15 protein-coding genes and 1 pseudogene are annotated in these 20,298 nt (G+C 55.6%); 9 read left to right on the top strand and 7 right to left on the bottom strand.

Annotated elements, in window-relative coordinates; all coding sequences use genetic code 11:
• Positions 1-316: 316 nt before the first annotated feature.
• A complete protein-coding gene (gene lldD / locus E0L35_RS24680) occupies positions 317-1,468 on the bottom strand; it encodes an FMN-dependent L-lactate dehydrogenase LldD (protein ID WP_009288646.1) in 1,152 nt (383 codons plus the stop codon).
• A gap of 298 nt (positions 1,469-1,766) precedes the next feature.
• On the opposite strand from lldD, the gene E0L35_RS24675 reads away from it, so the two are divergent.
• The 3 genes from E0L35_RS24675 to E0L35_RS24665 are packed head-to-tail and all read left to right on the top strand — an operon-like array spanning position 1,767 to position 5,831.
• Positions 1,767-2,540, top strand: coding sequence for a GntR family transcriptional regulator (locus tag E0L35_RS24675; protein WP_027958892.1), 774 nt, complete (start codon positions 1,767-1,769; stop codon positions 2,538-2,540).
• Positions 2,537-4,456 carry an ATP-binding protein gene (locus E0L35_RS24670; RefSeq protein WP_138801679.1) on the top strand — a complete coding sequence of 640 codons (1,920 nt, stop codon included), beginning with the start codon at positions 2,537-2,539 and terminating at the stop codon, positions 4,454-4,456. Before E0L35_RS24675 ends, E0L35_RS24670 begins: the two co-directional genes overlap by 4 nt.
• Positions 4,449-5,831 carry a sigma-54 dependent transcriptional regulator gene (locus E0L35_RS24665; protein WP_009288649.1) on the top strand — a complete coding sequence of 461 codons (1,383 nt, stop codon included), beginning with the start codon at positions 4,449-4,451 and terminating at the stop codon, positions 5,829-5,831. Before E0L35_RS24670 ends, E0L35_RS24665 begins: the two co-directional genes overlap by 8 nt.
• Here the strand turns inward: E0L35_RS24665 and E0L35_RS24660 are convergent.
• From E0L35_RS24660 to E0L35_RS24650, 3 genes are all read right to left on the bottom strand, one after another.
• Positions 5,807-6,478 (bottom strand): metal-dependent hydrolase, encoded by a 672-nt coding sequence (locus E0L35_RS24660; protein ID WP_027958894.1) that lies wholly within the window; start codon positions 6,476-6,478, stop codon positions 5,807-5,809. The two genes, E0L35_RS24665 and E0L35_RS24660, sit on opposite strands and share 25 nt — an antisense overlap.
• A 129-nt stretch (positions 6,479-6,607) precedes the next feature.
• Positions 6,608-7,153 (bottom strand): gamma carbonic anhydrase family protein, encoded by a 546-nt coding sequence (locus E0L35_RS24655; protein WP_027958895.1) that lies wholly within the window; start codon positions 7,151-7,153, stop codon positions 6,608-6,610.
• A gap of 48 nt (positions 7,154-7,201) precedes the next feature.
• Positions 7,202-8,542: a sodium-dependent transporter gene (locus tag E0L35_RS24650; protein ID WP_041159562.1), complete on the bottom strand. Its 1,341-nt coding sequence runs from the start codon at positions 8,540-8,542 to the stop codon at positions 7,202-7,204.
• Between the two features lie 193 nt (positions 8,543-8,735).
• On the opposite strand from E0L35_RS24650, the gene prlC reads away from it, so the two are divergent.
• From prlC to E0L35_RS24630, 4 genes are all read left to right on the top strand, one after another.
• Positions 8,736-10,775: an oligopeptidase A gene (gene prlC / locus E0L35_RS24645; protein WP_138801678.1), complete on the top strand. Its 2,040-nt coding sequence runs from the start codon at positions 8,736-8,738 to the stop codon at positions 10,773-10,775.
• Positions 10,776-10,831: 56 nt separating this feature from the next.
• A complete protein-coding gene (locus tag E0L35_RS24640) occupies positions 10,832-11,083 on the top strand; it encodes a YheV family putative zinc ribbon protein (protein WP_041159560.1) in 252 nt (83 codons plus the stop codon).
• 321 nt (positions 11,084-11,404) lie between these two features.
• Entirely contained in the window at positions 11,405-12,397 is a 993-nt protein-coding gene (locus E0L35_RS24635; protein ID WP_138801677.1) for a TAXI family TRAP transporter solute-binding subunit, read from the top strand.
• A gap of 103 nt (positions 12,398-12,500) precedes the next feature.
• The gene (locus E0L35_RS24630) at positions 12,501-14,702 is read left to right on the top strand and encodes a TRAP transporter permease (RefSeq protein WP_138801676.1); all 2,202 of its coding nucleotides are present in this window, start codon (positions 12,501-12,503) and stop codon (positions 14,700-14,702) included.
• A 103-nt stretch (positions 14,703-14,805) separates the two neighbouring features.
• Here E0L35_RS24630 and metF read toward each other — a convergent pair whose 3' ends face one another.
• Complete coding sequence (metF, locus tag E0L35_RS24625) at positions 14,806-15,648, bottom strand: methylenetetrahydrofolate reductase [NAD(P)H] (RefSeq protein ID WP_138801675.1); 843 nt, start codon at positions 15,646-15,648, stop codon at positions 14,806-14,808.
• Between the two features lie 142 nt (positions 15,649-15,790).
• Here metF and E0L35_RS24620 point away from each other — a divergent pair, with 142 nt between their 5' ends.
• Positions 15,791-16,726, top strand: a complete 936-nt coding sequence (locus E0L35_RS24620; protein ID WP_009288656.1) for an AEC family transporter — start codon at positions 15,791-15,793, stop codon at positions 16,724-16,726.
• On the opposite strand, the gene ligB is transcribed toward E0L35_RS24620, so the two are convergent.
• Together ligB and metK are read right to left on the bottom strand one after the other, a co-directional pair.
• Entirely contained in the window at positions 16,723-18,399 is a 1,677-nt protein-coding gene (ligB, locus tag E0L35_RS24615) for an NAD-dependent DNA ligase LigB (RefSeq protein ID WP_138801674.1), read from the bottom strand. The two genes, E0L35_RS24620 and ligB, sit on opposite strands and share 4 nt — an antisense overlap.
• A 126-nt stretch (positions 18,400-18,525) precedes the next feature.
• A complete protein-coding gene (metK, locus tag E0L35_RS24610; RefSeq protein ID WP_138801673.1) occupies positions 18,526-19,746 on the bottom strand; it encodes a methionine adenosyltransferase in 1,221 nt (406 codons plus the stop codon).
• 254 nt (positions 19,747-20,000) lie between these two features.
• Here metK and E0L35_RS24605 point away from each other — a divergent pair.
• Positions 20,001-20,298 (top strand): annotated as a pseudogene (locus E0L35_RS24605) (transketolase); the annotation flags it as partial.

The raw sequence follows: 20,298 nt of genomic DNA, 5'->3' as shown, positions 1-20,298 counted from the left end.
TTACCTGATCAAATTGTTAAAGAGCTGTTTCGCTGCTTGATTGCTGTGAAAGCAACCGGGCTGCCGTTGACTTGGCTTGCCTCAGCGAGGAAGGCGTATTCTACGCATTTCCTGGTGGTTGTCAAGGGCGTTGTTTTCGATGCAAAGCTTGCCACATCTAAAACCGCTAACTCGTTGACGAATCGAGGTTTTTACACCTCATTCACCGCTGGTAACGCTTGGCGTCCCCGGCAGCGGATGCGTACTTTACGGATTCGCTGCTGGGTTGGCAAGCGGTTTTTAACCCTAATACTGATAGAGGTACTGACAATGGCCCTCAGATACCGCGGAGCGAGTCTGGCACCAGCGAATCAGCCCCTAGGTCGGCGATGCTACGCGCCCCGGTGAGCGTCATTGCAACCCGCATCTCCTTTTCAAACAGCTCAAGCAGATGGGAAACGCCCGCCTCTCCGGCTGTAGCAAGTGCATAGATAAAAGCACGCCCAATCAATACGGTATCCGCCCCCATGGCGATCATGCGCACAACATCAAGTCCACTGCGTACGCCGGAGTCGGCTAGAATGGCCAAATCGCCCTTAACCGCATCAGCGATAGCAGGCAGCGCACGCGCGGTAGAGGGGACACCGTCTAGCTGACGACCACCATGATTGGAAACAACGATACCATCCGCGCCGAAGCGAACCGCATCACGAGCATCCTCGGGGTCGAGAATCCCTTTGATGATCATTGGACCCTCCCAGAGCTCACGAATCCACTCCAAGTCCTTCCATGAGATGGCCGGATCAAAGTTGTCACCCAGCCAGGCAATATAGTCTTCTAGCTCCGTTGGCTTGCCGCGATAATCAGACACGTTACCCAAGTCATGGGGACGGCCATTAACACCCACGTCCCAGGCCCAAAAAGGGTGTGTTGCTGCTTGAAGCATACGCCGCATTGGGCCGCGCTTACCGCTCATGCCTGAATGTGCATCTCGATAGCGTGCCCCCGGCACGGGCATATCGACGGTAAAGATCAGTGTCTTGACGCCAGCGGCTTTGGCTCGCTCCAAGACATGCTTCATAAATCCTCTATCTTTCAACACATAAAGCTGAAACCAGATAGGCCGATCAACCGCAGAGGCCACTTCGTCGATTGGACACACCGATACTGTCGACAGTGTAAACGGCACCCCCTTATTAGCAGCTGCCCGCGCAGCTTGCACTTCACCACGCCTAGCATACATTCCTGCCAACCCCACCGGCGCCAAGGCGACCGGCATAGCAAGCGCTTCGCCGAACAGTGTGGTCTCCAATGATAGTGAAGACATATCCTTCAACACACGCTGACGCAAAGCGACACCAGCAAGATCCTCAACATTGCGTCGCAGCGTATGCTCCGCGTAGGAACCACCGTCAGCGTAGTGAAATAGAAAAGGGGGGATACGACGCTTGGCCGCTTGGCGATAATCAGTGGAAGCAGAAATGATCATGGATAGCCCTGTGTAATAGCCCTATACAATGGATGCGCTATACACCGGCGCCCCAAAGTGGAAAATTGGTTTTACCAATTGACAAAAAAACTAGCACCAACAGTAGTGAGCCGCCCTAAGCGTGTCAAACGGTGATATCACTCCTTAGCACCTCATCCCGCTATACTTTAGTTTAAAGTCGCTATTAATGCGTTTTATTAGCGTTAAATCCTACTTCGCAGACGCTTGAGATCAAACCTCAAAGATCTTAATATTGGTCTTACCAATTGCGGACGCAAATCGACATGAGCTATTCAATATGAGCTACCCACCGCTCCGCCAGCAGCGCTTGGCCGATGTAATTACTGAACGCCTTGAAGCTATGATGCTAGAAGGCAGCCTAAAACCAGGCGAGCGCTTACCTCCCGAACGTGAATTAGCCGAACGGTTTGGTGTTTCGCGCCCCTCTTTACGGGAAGCTATTCAGAAACTAGCCGCTCGTGGCCTACTAACCAGCCGCCAAGGCGGCGGCACTTTTGTTAACGATGACCTCAGCAATGGTTATACCGACCCCTTGCTGGAGATGCTCTCTCGTCACGGCGAATTTAACCTAGACTTACTTGAATTCCGCGACGCTATGGAAGGTATATCCGCCTACTACGCTGCGCTGCGCTCAACACCCGCCGATAAGTCCGTGCTTATTCAGCGCTTTGAAGAGCTCGACGGCGGTTTTGCCGGTGCCGACCCTATCCAAGAAGCCAAACTAGATGCAGCGTTCCACTTAGCGATTGCCGAAGCTGCTCACAATGTTCTACTGCTGCATACCATTCGCGGCATTTTTCACCTGCTAGAGAAGAGCATTGTAAATAACCTGGCCCATTTATTCGCCAAGGAGGGTTCGCGCAGTCAGTTAATGCAACAGCACCGCGCCCTACTCAATGCCATTTTGGAAGGCCGCGCGGAGGATGCCCGCACTCGAGCCCATGAGCACTTAGTGTTTGTCGAAGAAGGTCTACTTGAGATGGCGAGGGCTGAGACGCGCGCCCAGCGTGCCCTTCGCCGCGCTCAAGGCAGTAGTAAGACGTCAGCATGAACAGCGCTGGTATGAATAACCAAGCGCCCACCCCCTTGCCGCCACGCTGGCGGCGCCTGTGGCTGCTGGTTATTTCACTCGGCTTGCTGTTTTGCATGTGGCAGGCCGCCCAGTTGGCGCGTGAACAAGCGCTTTCCAACTTACAGGATGATGCCGAAAACGAGCTGCGGCTGTCTGCCGCCAACTTAAACGGCTATTTACTGCGCTACGACTACTTGCCGCAAATGCTTGCCACTCGGGAAGGCGTGCAGCGTTTTTTGGCCTCTCCCGATAGCCAAGACCCGATGCCGCTCAATATGCTACTGGATCGTTTCCGCTTTACAGCGGGGGTTTCAGATGTCTATTTACTCAATCGCGATGGCGACACGATCGCCGCCAGCAATTGGCACCGCCCTAACACCTTTATTGGCCAGAACTATGCTTTCCGCTCCTACTACACCGATGCCATTGCCGGAGGCCAGGGGCGCTTTTTTGGTTTGGGCATCAAGTCGCTTGAGCGGGGCTACTACTTTTCATCGCCCATATGGCTAGACGACACCTCGCCCGATGCACAGCCAGACGGCGTGCTAGTAGTTAAAGTGCTTTTAGATGATGTTGAAGAGAGCTGGGCTGAGCAGGATGCCGAGCTATTTGTCACTGATAGCGACGACATCATTTTCATGGCCAGCCACCCCGAACTACGCATGAACGCGCTCTACCCACTCACCGATGAGCAGCGTCAAGCCCTAAGAGAAACGCGCCGCTATGCCATGGAGCCATTGTCACCCTCGGGTATTGAAATCAATGCACCTTACCGACAGGGAAGCCAGTTGGTCAGTTTCTCCCAAGGCCCATTGAGCAGTAGCGACTATCTTAGTTTGACCCGACATGTCCCTGAATTTGGCTGGCAAATGCATATTTTAAAGCCGCTAACACCGGTGATTAGCGCTCAGTGGATTGCCGCCCTCATGGCAGGCGGCCTCTACGGCGTGGTCACTCTCGGCGCAGGTATTGGCTGGCAGCGCCTACGGCTGCGCCGTGAACGCGAAGCGTTTGCCGAGCGCGAGCGCAATACCTTGGCACGCGTGCGTGACGAACTTGAGGTAAGCGTAGAGCGCCGCACCCGTGATCTGGTGGCCAGCAACCAACGCCTATCGGATGAAATTGAAGAGCGCCGCCGTGCAGAGGCCAATTTACGCCAGACCCAAGACGAGCTTATTCAAGCCGCCAAACTCGCTGTGTTGGGGCAGCTCGCCGCGGGCATCAACCATGAACTTAATCAACCACTGGCGGCTATTCGCGCTTACGCGGAAAACGCCCGCCGTTTTATGGCATTAGCACGCCACGAAAAAGCGGATGCCAACCTTGAACAAATTGTTGAACTGACCGAACGTATGGCGGACATCAGCGCTCAGCTGCGCCAGTTTTCACGTAAGAGCAGCGAGCACCAGGAGGCGATTTCGGTACAAGCCTGTATCGACTATGCTCTTCGCCTGTTTCAAAGCCGCCTACGCGAAGGCAACATCTCCATTACTCAGGAGTGGCCCAATGAAACACTATGGGTGCAAGGCGATCTAGTGCGTCTGGAACAAGTGTTGGTCAATTTAATCGGTAATGCGCTGCAGGCCATGAAAGGCGTACCTGCGCCACAACTTACTCTGGGCGCCCAAATACACCAGCAGCAGGTCATTATTAGCGTTACCGATAATGGCCCTGGCATTCCCGAGAAGCACTTAGGGCATATTTTTGAACCCTTTTTTACCACCAAAGCGCCGGGGAGTGGTTTAGGCCTAGGACTCTCGATTTCGTCGCGTATCATGGACGATTTAGGCGGCAAGTTACAGGCAACTAATCGACCCGAAGGCGGCGCTTGCTTCACTATCACCCTGCCCCACTCACCGCTAACTCACCCCCAGGAGAACTCCTCGTATGCATGAGCCGTCGACGCTGCCGGTCATGGTGATCGACGACGAACCGCATCTGCGGATCACCGCCAGCCAAACCCTCGAGCTTGCAGGCTACACGCCCTACTGCTTCGAATCAGCGGAACAAGCCCTGGCAGCATTAACACCGGACTTCCCAGGTGTCATTGTCAGTGATATCCGCATGCCGGGAATGGATGGTATGGCACTGCTCCATGAGTTACACAGCCGCGACGCCACTCTGCCGATTATTTTAATCACCGGTCACGGCGACATTTCCACGGCCGTAGAAGCCATGCGCGCAGGAGCATGGGATTTTCTTGAGAAGCCGTTTGCCGGTGATCAGTTGCTGGACGTAGTACGCCGAGGCATAGAGAAGCGCCAACTCAGCTTGGAAAACCACCGTCTTAAAGCTGAACTTGAAGTGCAACAAGCCGCGTTGGGACCGCGACTCGTTGGGCGCACACCCATCATATCCAGGCTCGCGGCGATGATTCAGCGTATCAGCCAAGTAGAAGCCGACGTTCTGCTATTCGGTGAAACAGGTACCGGTAAAGACCTCGTGGCCCGTGCAATTCACGAACGCAGCGGCCGGCGCAACAGCCCCTTTATGGCGATCAACTGCGGCGCGGTGCCCGAAAACACCATTGAGTCCGAGCTGTTTGGCCATGAAAAAGGCGCTTTCACGGGTGCTGTCGAGCGGCGAATCGGCAAGTTTGAACACGCTAACGGCGGCACCGTGTTTCTGGATGAGATCGAATCGATGCCCATGGCGCTGCAGGTCAAGCTGCTGAGGGTGCTGCAGGAACGCAGCGTCGAGCGGTTAGGCGCCAATGAAACAGTTCCGCTCAATATTCGGGTGATTGCGGCCACCAAGGTGGATCTCAAAGCCGCCTCCGAAGAGGGGAGTTTTCGCGAAGACCTTTACTATAGGCTAAACGTTGTCACCCTGCCGCTGCCTGCTCTGCGCGAGCGGCGTGAGGATATCCCCTTGCTGTTCCAGCACTTTGCCGTGGTCGCTGCCAATCGTAGCGGGCTAGAAGCACCGACCCTCGACAGCCCCGCCATTGCCGCCCTGCTGGCCCATGATTGGCCCGGCAACGTGCGCGAGCTGCGGAACCTTGCCGAGCGTTACGTGCTATTGGGCGCCGCCTTTGACTATCGTCTGGATGCGCTGCTGGAAGGGGTCAACGCCGACACCGAAGAGCCTACTTTGCCGCGCCAGGTAGAACTGTTTGAAAAGAGTCTGATCAGCCAATCTCTGTCGCGCTACCATGGACGGGTAACCGATGTTTGTCACCACTTGGGTATTCCGCGCAAAACCTTTTACGACAAACTTAAAAAGCACGGCCTCAATGCCGACGACTATCGCCACAGCAGCGAGCCTTGATGCAACAACTCCCCCAAGACAGACCAGGGCGGCACCCAGGGCACCAGCGTTAATGTGGCAATCAACATTAGCAGGTTAGACATTGGCCGCCGGCTGTCGCCTAGCTTGAGCGCCGTACCAAACGAGCGTTTTAGCCGCGCGCCTTCAAGATCAACGCTGTATATCTCATCCAAACTCAAGTGGATCAAAAACCCTACTAAGGTGGCCGCACCGTGAGACCACGCTAGCCACGCTGGTTGGCTGAGCAAATTAAAACTTAACGCGGCGGTGAGCAGGCTGCATAGCCCGCCCGCTAGCAGTGAATGCCAAATACCGCGGTGCACGGTAAAACGCGAGAACAGCACCCCCGCCAAATAGCGCACACAGAAGTAGATTCCGCCACAGGCAATCAACAACGCGCCCGGCGTGAGCCATGGCTGTAACAACAAGGCGCCTAATACCAAGGCGGGCACCGAAAGCAGATTGAATATCAAACGGATAGAGTGGGAACGATCAGCATCAATGTCGGGCAAAATGCCGCCAAAGGTGACTAATGCAATCATCACCAGCGCTTGGGAGGGTGGCCACCACTGGCCTTTCCAACCTACGTAAGCTATCAGCATGCCGCCCGCCGCTGCCACCGTAATATGCGTGCGAAAATTAGCCATGACGCGGCATCCCAAAGTCTGCAAAACAGAAAACTGTATAAATTAACAGACTTTTAGTGTTCGCGACATGACTAATTTAAGAAAAAAGGTTGGCTTAGCAATCGCTTAGGGAAAGCTTAGAAAAAGTCGCTAGCGGGTGACTTCGGCCAGAAAGCGGTCTTTCAATTTAACGTAGTTACCTGCGGTATAGGGAAAGAAAGCACGCTCTTTGTCTTTGAGTGGTCGCATCGCTTTGGCGGGGTTACCGGCATACACATAGCCACTCTCCAAATGCTTACCCGGCGTTACCACGGCGCCTGCGGCAATAATGACCTCGTCCTCAACGACCGCGCCATCCATTACAATCGCGCCCATCCCTACCAAGATCCGACTTCCCAAGGTGCAGCCATGCAGTATCGCTTTATGGCCGATGGTCACATCATCGCCAATGGTGAGCGGAAACCCCTCCGGACTAAAATCACTGGCGTGGGTAATATGTAGCACGCTGCCGTCCTGCACGCTGGTACGCGCACCGATACGAATACGGTGCATATCGCCACGGATAACCGTCATCGGCCAGACAGAGCAGTCGTCACCCATCACCACATCACCAATGACCACACTGGCCGGATCAATATAAACGCGCTCACCCAATTGGGGTTCCATACCTTGATAGGGCCTTAATGCACTACTCATAACTCGCTCCTAGGGTTGTTGGATAGCTTAGAGAATTCAGTTACCCCACTATAGCAACCCGGCCAGCAGAACAATAAAGGTCAGCGGAATCGACACCCAGCGAATGATATTGCGCCACACCAGATAGCCACTTTCACCAATGCCTAACGCGCTCACCACTCTATCGCGAGGCATTACCCAAGCCGCAAAAACGGCTATCAATAGGCCGCCCAAAGGCAGGAAAACATCCGGCGGTATACTGCTGACAAGCTCGAAGACATTGCGTCCAAATAGCGGCCGAAATTCCGCCAGGGTTGAAAAAGAGAAGGCCGATAACAGCCCGATCAACCAGACGCTGAGCGCCACAATGGCAGTCGAGATACTGCGACGCAGCCCCAAACCCTGTAACGTTGCGACCATCGGCTCCGCGAGGTTAATGGCCGATGTCCAGGTGGCCAGTAGCAGCAGCAAGAAGAACACGCTCAGCCATACAGAGCCCCAGGGCAGCTCAGAAAACGCAATGGGCAGGGTGACAAACATTAACCCTGGGCCATCAGTGGGATCCATGCCTTGAGCAAATACCACCGAGAAAATAGCGATCCCCGCCAGTAACGCCACGCTAATATCGAGTACGGCGACTGCCACAGCGGCTTTAGGCAGGCTTTGCTCTTCCGGCATATAAGCGCCATACGCCATCAAAGCACAGGCGCCCACCGCCAAAGTAAAGAACGCGTGCCCCATGGCGTGAACCACCACCGCGGGGGTTATCGCCTCGAAAGAGGGTAAAAACAGCCACGCCAAGGCGGGGGCAAAGCCATCAGTCGTCGCGGCATAGCCCGCTAATAGCAGCAACAACAGATACAGCAGCGGCATCAGCAGGTTATTCAGCCGCTCTAACCCCTTGGCAACACCCGCCGCCACGACCGTCATGGTCATAAACAGAAATAGCGAGTGGTTGAAGATCAGCAGCCCAGGGTTGGCCAAGAAGGCTTCAAAACCGGCGCCAATCTCTGCGGCACTCGCGCCATTGAAATGGCCGTTAACAGAGGCCACCAAAAACTCAATCGACCAGCCGGACACCACCGAGTAGAAAGATAAAATGCAGAACACGGTGAACGCCCCGAATAGCCCCAACCAGCGCCAGCGAGGCGAAGCCCCCGCCTCGGCCGCCAAGACACTCAACGCTTGCATTGGCCCGCGTCGCCCAGCACGGCCAATCAGAATCTCCGCCATCATGACCGGAATACCCAGCAGCAGCACAAACGCCACATAAATCAGTAAAAACGCCGCACCGCCGTTCTCTCCGGCCACGTAAGGGAAGCGCCAGATGTTGCCTAACCCCACCGCAGCACCTGTTACCGCCAAGATAAAGGCCCGCTTCGACCCCCAGCGCTCCAGCGTTTCGCTCATCACATGCTCCTGCCATTGGTGGCATTAAAAGGCGGCAAGACTAGCAGGCGCTTGCGTGCAGGCCAAACCCTGGCATTAAACATAGTTGTTGAGGCTAACATTGAAACACAGCACCACCGCCCGCACTGTGTCATTATTATTGCGCGTTTTGCGCTCACTAACGGTTTTTAAAACGATACCAATCGAGGTGCCCATGTCCACCAATCCGCTGCTTGAAACGCACGCGCTGCCCCCCTTTGCTGAGATTCGCGCCGAGCACGTGGAGCCTGCCGTGGAGACGCTGCTAAGCGAAAGCCGAGAGGCCATTGATCGCCTCGCCGAGCAGGCAGCCGCTACCCCGCCTACCTGGGACACTTTTGCAGCGCCCCTTGAAGCGGTGAATGATCGGCTCACCAAGGCGTGGTCACCGGTTTCGCACCTCAATGGCACCATGAAAATGCGCGAAGCGTATCAGGCATGCCTTGGGAAGCTCTCCGACTTCGGCACCTGGGTAGGCCAGCACGAAGGGTTGTTTCGTGGCTGGCAAGCATTGAAAGATGGCCCGGCCTGGAAGCACCTGGATGCCGCACAGCGGCGCACCGTGGAGAACGCCCTACGCGATTTCCGCCTTGCCGGTGTTGATCTTCCTGCTGACCAGAAAGCCCGCTACGGCGCGATTCAGTCGCGGCTCTCACTGCTGTCAAATCAGTTCTCCAATAACGTGCTGGATGCTACCCAGGCATGGCACAAGGACATCGATAGCCAAGAGACGTTAGCGGGGGTGCCGGAAAGTGCTCTCGACACCTTAAAAGCCACCGCCGAGGCGAAAGGCGTTGCGGGCTACCGTATTACCCTGGATTTCCCCAGCTTCTTCCCGGTGGTTAGCTATGCCGATAACCGCGAGCTGCGCCGGGAGGTCTATACCGCTTTTGTTACCCGTGCGTCTGATGAAGGCCCAGATGCGGGCAAATTCGATAACGCGGCGATCATGGAAGAGATCCTGGCACTGCGCACTGAAATGGCCCAATTGCTCGGCTTTGCCACCTATGCCGATTACTCTCTCACCACCAAAATGGCGGAATCTCCCGAGCAGGTGCTTGATTTTCTCAACGACTTAGCCCGCCGTGCGTTGCCTCAGGCGAAGGAGGAGTTTGCAGAACTCAGTGCTTATGCCCGAAAAGAACTCGGCCTAGAGACGCTGGAACCGTGGGATGTTGCCTATGCCAGCGAAAAACTACGCGAAGCGCGCCACTCGATCTCCCAGGAGCAATTACGCCCCTATTTTCCAGCACCCCAGGTAATCGATGGCTTGTTTCAGGTGGTTGAACGCCTTTACGGCGTGCGCTTTGAAGAAGATACCCAAGCACCCCGCTATCATGATGACGTGCGCTATTTCCGCATCACCGAAAACGGCCAACCCATTGCCGGTTTCTATCTGGATCTCTACGCCCGCGAAGGTAAGCGTGGCGGTGCCTGGATGGCCGACTGCCGGGTGCGTCGTCAAACCGAGCAGGGTCTGCAACTGCCCGTCGCCTTCCTGACCTGCAACTTTACTGCCCCGGTAAACGGCCGCCCGGCACTGCTCACCCACGACGAAGTCACCACGCTGTTCCATGAGTTTGGCCATGGCCTCCACCATATGCTGACCCAGCAGCAGATCGCCGATATTTCCGGCATTAACGGCGTCGCTTGGGATGCCGTAGAGCTGCCCAGCCAGTTTATGGAAAACTACTGCTGGGAGCGTGAAGGCTTAGATCTACTCGCCAAACACGTGGATAGTGGTGAACCGCTGCCAGCAGAGCTGCTTGAGCGCCTGCAGGCAGCCAAGAATTTCCAGTCAGCCATGGGTATGATGCGCCAAATCGAGTTCTCGCTGTTTGATCTGCGTCTGCACCATGAACTTAGCGCCCCCAGCGCCAGCGATGTGCAAGCCTTGTTAGATGAGGTGCGCGAAGCGGTGTCTGTGCTGCCGAAAGTGCCATTCAACCGCTTCCAAAATAGTTTTGGCCACGTGTTTGCCGGTGGCTATGCGGCTGGTTACTACAGCTACAAGTGGGCTGAAGTGCTCTCGGCGGACGCCTGGAGCGCCTTTGAAGAGACCGGTATTTTCGATCCTGAAACGGGCCAGCGCTTTCGTCGCGAAATCCTGGAGCAGGGCGGCGCCCGCGATGCAGCCGACCTGTTTGTCGCCTTTCGAGGCCGAGAGCCGAGCGTCGAACCGCTACTGCGCCATAGCGGCATTCGCGCTGCTTAAATCTGCAAAGCCTATGCGCGCCCTCCACTTAGAGGGCGCGCTCTTGGAGTCTAATGATGTCTAGTGTGAAACGCTTTATCGCCGGTGTTACTTGCCCGCGCTGCGCGGCGATGGATCGGATCCGAGCCTGGGAGCAAAACGGTATTCGCTACCGAGAATGCGTCAGTTGCGATTTCTTCGAGCAACTTCCCATTGAAGAGGACGCGCTTACCGAAATGACCACTCGGGTCAACCAGGTACGTGAAGATCAGAAGCAGCAGGATGTGCAACCCGTACGTATTTTGGATCCAGGTAAACCCTCGCGTTAACCTCCACCCCGCCAAGGATGGCGTACTCATGCTTTCCTTACCGCCCCACAAGCCGATAGACTACAGGCAACATAATTTATGTGCGGTTATCCGCACACTAAATAGCCATCGTCGTGCGAACAATCGGACACTATGACAAAAAGTGCTTTCCACCAAAGTTGAATAAAAAATTCATAAGCATCTGATTTAAAAATCATAACCTTTAAATGGCACAACTATCGCTGTTATATACCTTGGATACCCTGCTTAACGCAGTATCGACTGGCCGCATTTATCGACGCTGTCAGTATATAACCCCAATAACAGCTAGGAATTTTCGCCATGCGCAAACATATGCCTAAAACGTTCACTCTTCTCGCCAGCAGCGCTCTGCTTGTAGCCGCTGCCAGCAGTGCCCAAGCGCAAGCAGACCGCTCTGATTGGCCCGACAACTTTACCGTGGGCACCGCTAGCCAAGGCGGCACTTACTTCGTCTACGGTTCAGGCTGGGCCAACTTTATCGCTGATGAGCTGGGTGTATCTGGCGGTGGTGAAGTCACCGGTGGCCCGACTCAAAACCTGGCACTGGTGCACACAGGCGATATGGCATTTGGCTTAACCACCATGGGCCCGGCTTCTGATGCCGTTAAAGGTGAAAGTCCGCTAGCGCCTGGAATGAAGATGGACAATGTATGCGCCATGTTCCCCATGTATGAAACGCCGTTCTCCATTACCGCGCTTTCTGACAGCGGTATTGAGTCAATTTCCGATATTCCTGATGGCGCGCGCATCGGTTTTGGCCCGGCTGCCTCAACCTCTGACACCTACTTCCCAGCGATTCTAGAAACCCTGGGCGTTAACTTTGAGCGTCGCAACGGCGGTTGGTCAGACTTGGGCGGTCAACTGCAGGATGGCCTGCTTGACGTGGTCGCCTTCGCTGCCGGCATTCCGATTCCCGCCGTTAGCCAGTTAGAAGTACAAACTGACGTCAACATTATTGAGTTTAACGAGGAAGAGCTGGCCACGGTGCTGGAAAACTTCCCCGTAGCTGAATTCATGATTCCGGCCAACACCTATACGACGCTGGAAGAAGATGCCCGCGCTGTCTCCATGTGGAACTTCGCTATCGCAGGCTGCGACCTGCCGGAAGATTTCGTTTATGAAGTCACCAAGGCGACGATGGAAAACAACGACCGCATGCGCTCTGTGCACCGCAGCGCTGAAACCACCATTCCAGAAAACATCAAGCACAACACCGTGCTGCCGTTTCACCCCGGCGCTGCACGCTGGTACGAAGAGAACGGCTATGAAATTGCTGATGACATGATCAACTAAGCAACGTTTACCGTTCTGACTGCCCCGTTTCCGGCCCAGCCGGGCGGGGCAGCTTTCGCTGCTGCTACCCCTTTGTCTGCTTTTGCTGTGAGGGTGAACTCTAATGAGTCACAAAACCGACCAAGACCCCAATGATCTCAAGGATGATGCCCACGCGGCGTCAGTGATACCAGAGTCCATTGCCGATGGTGTCGATGAAGACGTTGTTGAACCCAATCGCCGCCTGTTTACGGGCTGGCAGTTCCTACTGTTTGCGGCATTAGCGATCGCTTACTCAAGTTTCCATCTGATTTCACTCAACGTGTATCCGATGGAAACCTGGTCGTTTCGTATCGTGCATATTGCCGGTGCGCTTATTCTCGGTTACGGGCTCTTTTCCGGTGCCCGTTTTGCCGACGACGATCACCAGGCGTCAGGTGCCTGGATCAAATGGATTAGCTACGCGTTACTGATTCCTGCCGCCTATACTCTGGCGCAAGTTCTGTTGATGTATCAAACGCTCAGCGGCGGCGCCATGCGCATCGACCCGAGCATTGAAAACTGGCACTACGGCTACCCGCTAATGGCGACGACAGCGGCGGCTGTTGTGTTGTCATGGTTTTATCGTCAGGCACGGCATCGCTTCAATCCTGCAGACTTGGTACTGATGGTCTGCGCGCTGGCCAGCGCTGGTTATTTGTTAGTGGCTTACAACACCAATATCCGCATGTCGACGGGTACCTCTTTCGCACCGTCAGGCATTTCCTGGGCGGCGATTGCGGGCTCACTACTGATTCTGGAGCTCACTCGCCGGGTCGCAGGCCTGGCCCTGGTGGTTATTTCTGCGGTTTTCCTGACCTACGTTTTCGCCGGGCCCTATCTGCCAGGCTTTTTAGGCTATCCGGGGCTGTCACTACAGCGCTTCTTTAGCCAGGTGTATACCGACGCAGGCATTCTCGGCCCCACCACCGCCGTGTCGTCGACCTATATTATTCTGTTCATTATTTTTGCTGCCTTCCTACAGGCCTCTAAAGTAGGCGACTACTTCGTTAACTTTGCCTTTGCCGCAGCTGGCCGTGCCCGTGGTGGCCCTGCCAAGGTGGCCATTTTTGCCTCTGGCTTGATGGGTATGATTAACGGTACTTCGGCAGGTAACGTGGTTTCCACCGGCTCATTGACCATTCCCCTGATGAAGAAAGTCGGCTACCCATCACGTAGCGCAGGCGCGATTGAGGCAGCCGCCTCAACCGGTGGGCAAATCATGCCGCCGATTATGGGCGCGGGCGCGTTCATCATGGCCGAAGTGACCGGTATTCCCTATACCGAAATCGCCCTTGCCGCTGTTATTCCGGCGATTCTGTATTTTGCCTCTATCTATTTTATGGTCGACTTTGAAGCCGCCCGTAAAGGCATGCGTGGCATGCGCAAAGATGAGATTCCGCTGTTCTCGAAGCTGGTAAAACAGGTCTATCTGTTCGCGCCGATTATTATCCTGATTGTCGCCCTGTTTATGGGCTACTCGGTGATCCGCGCGGGCACCTTGGCAACCGCGTCAGCCGCGGTGGTTAGCTGGCTCTCACCCAATAAAATGGGCTTTCGGGCGATTCTTAAAGCGCTGCAAATAGCGGGCACTATGTCGATTCAGATTATCGCTGTGTGCGCCTGCGCGGGCTTAATCGTCGGGGTTATCTCGCTGACCGGTGTGGGCGCGCGTTTCTCGTCACTGCTACTTGGCTTAGCGGGCGTGAGCCAACTGCTGGCACTAGTGTTCGCCATGCTGATCAGTATTCTACTCGGCATGGGTATGCCTACTACCGCTGCCTATGCGGTGGCCGCTTCCGTGGTCGCTCCCGGCTTGATCAATATCGGCATTGAACCGCTAATTGCTCACTTCTTTGTGTTCTATTTTGCGGTCGTCTCCGCGATTACACCCCCTGTTGCCTTGGCCTCCTATGCCGCGGCCGGTATCTCCGGCGACAACCCCATGGGCACCTCGGTGGCCTCGTTCAAGATTGGCTTGGCCGCGTTCATTGTGCCGTTTATGTTCTTCTACAGCCCGGCCATGCTGATGGAAGGCTCACCGATGCAGATTCTGCGCGTTGGGTTAACCGCGACGCTGGGCATTGTGCTGCTTTCTGGTATGGTTCAAGCGTGGTTCTTTGGCCCCGTTAACCTAGTGCAGCGTGTCGTCATGCTAGTGGGCGCGCTGTTTTTAATCTACGGCGGTATCTATACCGACATTGCCGGCCTTGCGATTGGTATCGTGCTATTCATGATGCAGCGTAAGATGCACGGTGGTGGTAGCAAAACGGCACAAGCTGGCTGATTGATTTAAGCCGTTAAATGCTAAGCGTAAAAAAACCCCGCTCAACAATTGTTGAGCGGGGTTTTTTTAATGGGCGCAAGGTAGGCAAAGAAAAGCGGCTTGGTTAACCAGCCAGGTTATCGACGATTTTCAGCACCGGCGCCGCTTGGTTAAGCGTGTAGAAGTGCAGGCCTGGCGCGCCGCCCTCCAGCAATCGCTGGCAAAGACGGCTCACTACATCGGTGCCAAAGGCAGCAATCGCTTCGCTGTCGTCGCCATAGGACTCCAGCTGCTTGCGAATCCAGCGCGGGATCTCGGCTCCACAGGCGTCAGAGAAACGCGCCAGCTTGGTGTAGTTGGTAATCGGCATGATACCGGGAATAATCGGCTGCTCGACGCCCAGCGCACGGGCTTTATCAACGAAGTTGAAATAGGCGTCAGCGGTGAAGAAGTACTGGGTGATGGCCATATTGGCGCCCGCCTTCATTTTACGCGCAAAGTTTTCCACATCCTTATCAAGATTAGGCGCCTGTGGATGAGATTCAGGATAAGCAGCCACTGCGATGTCGAAATGGGCGCCCGTCTCCGTGCGAATAAACTCAACCAGTTCGTTGGCATAACGTAGCTCACCAATGCTTCCCATACCTGAGGGCATATCACCACGCAACGCGACGAGGCTCTCGACCCCTTCCTCACGGTACTGCGCCAGCAGATCACGCAACTGCGCTTTTTCACTGCCTATGCAGGAGAGATGCGGAGCGGTATTAATGCCACTTTCACCGACCGCACGCACCACCTCACGGGTACGCGCCTGGGTAGACCCACCAGCACCGTAAGTCACCGAGAAAAAACGTGGTTTTCGGGCGGCCAGTTCATCGCGAACGTGAATCAGCTTGTCGCGCCCAGCATCGGTACTGGGCGGAAAGAATTCAAAGCTGATACCTAGCGGATGCTCATGGCTGCTCATGGGGTTTCCTTATTAGTGATCAAAAGTGATGATATTTTGAGGTATTCTCGCTGTTCCAGCGCGCTGGGGCTAATGAAAGATTCCACGCTTGGCCTTTAATTCGGCTCATGTTAGCGGGCCACCACATACGACGGGAGGATAAATGGATCTTGCACCTGGGGCGCTCGTTGGGCCGCTACTCATGCTACTCAGCTACGTGGGGCTAGGCTGGCTCGCCGCCCAACGACTCAAGCTAGATCCTCGCCCGATTGCGACGCTGCTGGTTTACCTGATAGCGCCTTTTACGATTTTTCGCGCGCTGATGAACGGCGGCCCAACACCTGACTACCTCTTACTCACATTAGCACTGTTCATTCTGGCAAGCCTGATGGCACTGGTGGTACAGCGTATTACTCGCCACCGTTTTGGTGAACAGGAGGCTGCTCTGCTGGCGTTCTCCTCAGGAACGGGTAATACCGGCTATTTCGGCCTACCGATTGCGCTGATTTTGCTCCCCCCTGAAGGCGTTACTCTTTACCTGTTCTGTATGCTGGGGATTAATATTTACGAATTCACCGTGGGCTTTTACCTTAGCGCACGCGGACGTTTTTCCGTACGTGAGAGTTTGATCAAAATTTCTCGCTTACCGCTTATCTATGCGTTCCTATTCGCGTTACTGCTTAGCGCCCTTGAAATAACCATACCCGCTGCAGTAATGAGTTCGCTGCAAGTCTTCCCCGCCACCTACACACTGCTGGGCATGATGATTATTGGCATGACGCTTAGCCAAGTAACGCTTGCCGCCTGGGATTCACGCTTTGTAGCCGCCTGCCTGGGTCTTCGCTACCTGCTCTGGCCGCTCGTTATGTTGGGGGCCGCTTTAATACTACAGTGGGCGGCACCTCTTTCCACGGAACTGGCCATGGCGCTGCTGTTGATAGGCGTGGTACCCATGGCTTCCAACGTAGTGGTGGTGGCCATGGAGCTGGGCATTCAACCGCAAAAAGGCGCATTAGCGGTGCTGGTGACGACACTGCTCGCGCCGCTGCTGATTCCGCTTTATCTGGGTTTGATGCTGCGTCTCACAGGACTAGGCTAAAAACCAGCCACACCTGCTTCGTTAAGCTGTCGAGCCATGTGCTGTATCTCGGGGTGGCTAAAAAATGCTACCAGCGCGTCAGCGCGAACCGGGCCAACGCCGGGAACGGCTTGCCACTGTTCGCGCTGGTAGCCCGCTAGCTCATCCCAATCCCCGCGAACCGACTCGCTACCTGGCGGCGCCCCCAGCGCGCTTAACCAGGCCGAAAACGACTTGCCCTTGGCGACTTGAAACTGTTCCAGTAACGTTTCAGCGGTCGCCTCACCAATGCCGTAGGCCTGTTGCAGCTGGCGCGGTTCGACATCCAGCCAGTCCAGTAAATGCGTGACTACGCCCGCATCCATTAGCGCTTGCCAAGTACCTTCACCGATACCCTGCATACCAAGCTGCTCGCCAAGGTAGCTAAGCCGCGCCAGCAATTGATCATCGCAGCCGGGCGTTAATTCAAAGCAGCTCAGCAGGTTAAAGCGCTGGGGTGAAGGCGGTGTCAGCGGCGAGCGCTCCTGAGTGTGCCACACCACCTCGGTTAACTTGGGAATCGTTAATCCCGCTAGCGAAATCGCTACTTGGTCACCGGGACGGACATCCAGTGACTCCCAGCGCTCCAGTGAGCCTAACGAGACGCGGCTAATACGCCGCCCCTCTAGCAGCACCGGATTAAGCCACACCAACGGCGTCACACGCCCAGTGCGCCCAACACGAAACTCAATGCCGCGCACTTCCGCTAGCGCCTGCTGGGCGGGATATTTCCAGGCAATGGCCCATTCAGGCGGTGATGATGACCAGCGGCGTACACCGGGTCGCTCGGCTTGCTTAATCACCACCCCGTCGGTGGCAAACGGCAACGGCCCGTTAAACCAACTATCGCGCCAATAACCGGCATCATGGCGGTCATCCAGTGGATGAGTGTAGTCAGCGCTATCAAAGCCCAGTTCACTTAGCCGTGCTAAACGTTCCTGCATTGCGGTAGGGCCATCGGGCCAGCCCCAGACAAACAGGCCAATACGCTCAAGGGTGGCCGCTGTGGGGGAGGATTGCGCCATTGCTCCCGCCACGGCACCCCGTGCACCCGATGCGGGTGAACGCGACTGCACGTGTTGGGTTAACCGCCAATACAGCTCGCCTTGGAGCACTGCAGAAATAGGCTCGGGTAGCGTATTGGGAATGGCAGGTATCTGTTGGGCACGGACTGTCCAGTCCTGGCCCCGCTCGCCGTCGCCACGGCTAACGGCTTCGACCAGTTCGCCATTTTCATAGCGCAACGTAATCGCCACGCCGTCCACTTTGGGCTGGATCCACAGGTCTTCGCGGCGGCTGGTAAAACGTCTGACGCCATCGTCATCGGCTTTATCAAGCCCACGCTGCGCAGCCGGATGCTCAAGAGTGCCGCTGCTACGTGTAACGCGTGTAAGCGGGCGATGGTCCGGTACAGTGCCCAGGCAACGCTGCCAAGTGGCTAGGCGCTCAACCGCTTGGTCGTAAAGGGCATCATCGATCAGCGCGGCGCCCTCGTCATGGTAGGCAGTGTCCCAGCGGTGAACCTGCTCAGCCAGCGCCTTGCTTTCGCGGCTTAGGCGCTCCTCCGGCCAATCAGGGCATTGGGCAGCCTGTGCGGAAAAAGTGACAAGCCAGATAAGGCTACCCAATAGCCAAGTTCGTACACTCAACAACATTGCTTACCCCCGCGGTAACACATCAGCTTTTAGGCTTAGCCTAACGCAACGGACATAAAAAAAGCCCCTCGGCCGAAGCCAAAGGGGCGATTTAATCCATTTCTTACAAACGGTGTAGCGAATCTCTTACAAACCGGCGGCCTTACGCAGTGCTTCAGCCTTATCAATCTTTTCCCACGGGAAGGCGGTAAAGGTTTCGGTATGCGCTTGGCCTTTATCATCGTTCCAGGTGTAGCTGTGCTCGAACGGTGCCCGGCCAAAGTGGCCGTAAGCGGCGGTGAGCTGATACATCGGGTGCAGCAGGTCAAGCATTTTGGTGATCGCGTAGGGGCGCAGATCAAAGTGCTCGCGAACCAGTGCAACGATCTTGGCATCGTCAATTTTACCGGTGCCGAAAGTGTCGATGGAGACCGAGGTCGGCTCGGCAACGCCAATCGCGTAGGAGACCTGAATCTCACACTTGTCAGCCAGGCCTGAGGCCACCACGTTCTTGGCCACATAGCGGCCCGCATAGGCGGCGCTGCGATCCACTTTAGAGGGGTCTTTGCCCGAGAACGCGCCACCACCGTGGCGTGCCATGCCGCCGTAGGTGTCGACGATAATTTTACGTCCAGTCAGCCCACAATCACCTACCGGGCCACCAATCACGAATTTGCCGGTCGGGTTGATATGGTACTGGGTACTCTCATCCAACCACTCAGCGGGGATCACCTGCTCGATGACCTCGCGCTTGATCATTTTGCGCAGGTCTTCCTGATCAATATCTGGGTCGTGCTGGGTAGAGAGAACGATGGCATCGACACCGCAGGGCTGGCCTTCGGCGTTATAGCGGAAGGTTACCTGACTCTTGGCATCCGGGCGTAGCCACGGCAACAGGCCATTTTTACGCAGTTCGGCCTGACGTTCGACCAGCCGGTGAGAGTAGTGGATCGGTGCCGGCATAAAAGAGTCGGTTTCGTTAGTCGCGTAGCCAAACATCAAGCCCTGGTCGCCAGCGCCCTGATCTTCCGGTTTGCTGCGGTCAACGCCTTGGGCAATCTCGACACTCTGCTTGCCAATCAGGTTAACCACGCCGCAGGTCGCGCCGTCAAAGCCCACGTCGGACGAGTTATAGCCAATGCTGATAATCACATCACGCACGAGGGTTTCTAAATCGACCCAGGCGGAGGTGGTAATTTCACCGGCAATGATCGCCACCCCGGTTTTCACCATGGTTTCACAGGCAACGCGGGCCTGTTTATCGCGGGCGATAATGGCATCTAGCACTGCGTCAGAGATCTGATCGGCAATCTTATCGGGATGACCTTCGGAGACGGACTCGGAGGTAAACAGGGAATATTCGCTCATCGCGCACTCTACCCTCTGTATGACGGCTGTATTTAATCCACAGCATCAGCAGGAAATCATGGCAGGTGTCCCCTGCCCGTATTAGTGAAGCGATAGCATTACTTTTCTACCGCGTCGGGAGGCAGAGTCTACACGCTGTCGGCGATGCTTCCCAGAACGTGATCCCCAGAATTTGCCGCTACATTTGCCGCAACATGGGAAGTCAGCGACAATAGCGCCTTTATAATTTCTGTTTTCAGGCGAGGAGCACCCCCATGCCGTCCCGTTTTGAGCTAGCCAATGCCATTCGCGCCCTGTCCATGGATGCCGTTCAGAAGGCCAAATCCGGCCACCCGGGCGCCCCCATGGGTATGGCTGATATCGCCGAGGTGCTATGGAATGACTACCTCAAGCACAATCCCGAAGACCCCAAGTGGGCCGATCGTGACCGCTTTGTGCTCTCCAATGGCCACGGCTCCATGCTGCTTTACTCGCTGCTCCACCTCAGCGGCTACGAGCTGAGCCTGGAACAGTTGCAGAATTTCCGCCAGTTGCACTCGCCTACTGCCGGAC

Source organism: Halomonas sp. ATBC28, assembly GCF_005937175.1.
GTDB lineage: Bacteria > Pseudomonadota > Gammaproteobacteria > Pseudomonadales > Halomonadaceae > Vreelandella > Vreelandella titanicae.
This window is presented reverse-complemented; position numbering and strand designations above follow the sequence as displayed.

Coding starts and splice junctions, on each gene's coding strand:
- metF (WP_138801675.1), bottom strand. CDS start 15,648: ATGAGCAGCCATGAGCATCCGCTAGGTATCAGCTTTGAATTCTTTCCG.
- E0L35_RS24665 (WP_009288649.1), top strand. CDS start 4,449: ATGCATGAGCCGTCGACGCTGCCGGTCATGGTGATCGACGACGAACCG.
- E0L35_RS24620 (WP_009288656.1), top strand. CDS start 15,791: ATGGATCTTGCACCTGGGGCGCTCGTTGGGCCGCTACTCATGCTACTC.
- E0L35_RS24640 (WP_041159560.1), top strand. CDS start 10,832: ATGTCTAGTGTGAAACGCTTTATCGCCGGTGTTACTTGCCCGCGCTGC.
- lldD (WP_009288646.1), bottom strand. CDS start 1,468: ATGATCATTTCTGCTTCCACTGATTATCGCCAAGCGGCCAAGCGTCGT.
- metK (WP_138801673.1), bottom strand. CDS start 19,746: ATGAGCGAATATTCCCTGTTTACCTCCGAGTCCGTCTCCGAAGGTCAT.
- E0L35_RS24650 (WP_041159562.1), bottom strand. CDS start 8,542: ATGAGCGAAACGCTGGAGCGCTGGGGGTCGAAGCGGGCCTTTATCTTG.
- E0L35_RS24630 (WP_138801676.1), top strand. CDS start 12,501: ATGAGTCACAAAACCGACCAAGACCCCAATGATCTCAAGGATGATGCC.
- E0L35_RS24635 (WP_138801677.1), top strand. CDS start 11,405: ATGCGCAAACATATGCCTAAAACGTTCACTCTTCTCGCCAGCAGCGCT.
- E0L35_RS24660 (WP_027958894.1), bottom strand. CDS start 6,478: ATGGCTAATTTTCGCACGCATATTACGGTGGCAGCGGCGGGCGGCATG.
- E0L35_RS24655 (WP_027958895.1), bottom strand. CDS start 7,153: ATGAGTAGTGCATTAAGGCCCTATCAAGGTATGGAACCCCAATTGGGT.
- E0L35_RS24670 (WP_138801679.1), top strand. CDS start 2,537: ATGAACAGCGCTGGTATGAATAACCAAGCGCCCACCCCCTTGCCGCCA.
- E0L35_RS24675 (WP_027958892.1), top strand. CDS start 1,767: ATGAGCTACCCACCGCTCCGCCAGCAGCGCTTGGCCGATGTAATTACT.
- prlC (WP_138801678.1), top strand. CDS start 8,736: ATGTCCACCAATCCGCTGCTTGAAACGCACGCGCTGCCCCCCTTTGCT.
- ligB (WP_138801674.1), bottom strand. CDS start 18,399: ATGTTGTTGAGTGTACGAACTTGGCTATTGGGTAGCCTTATCTGGCTT.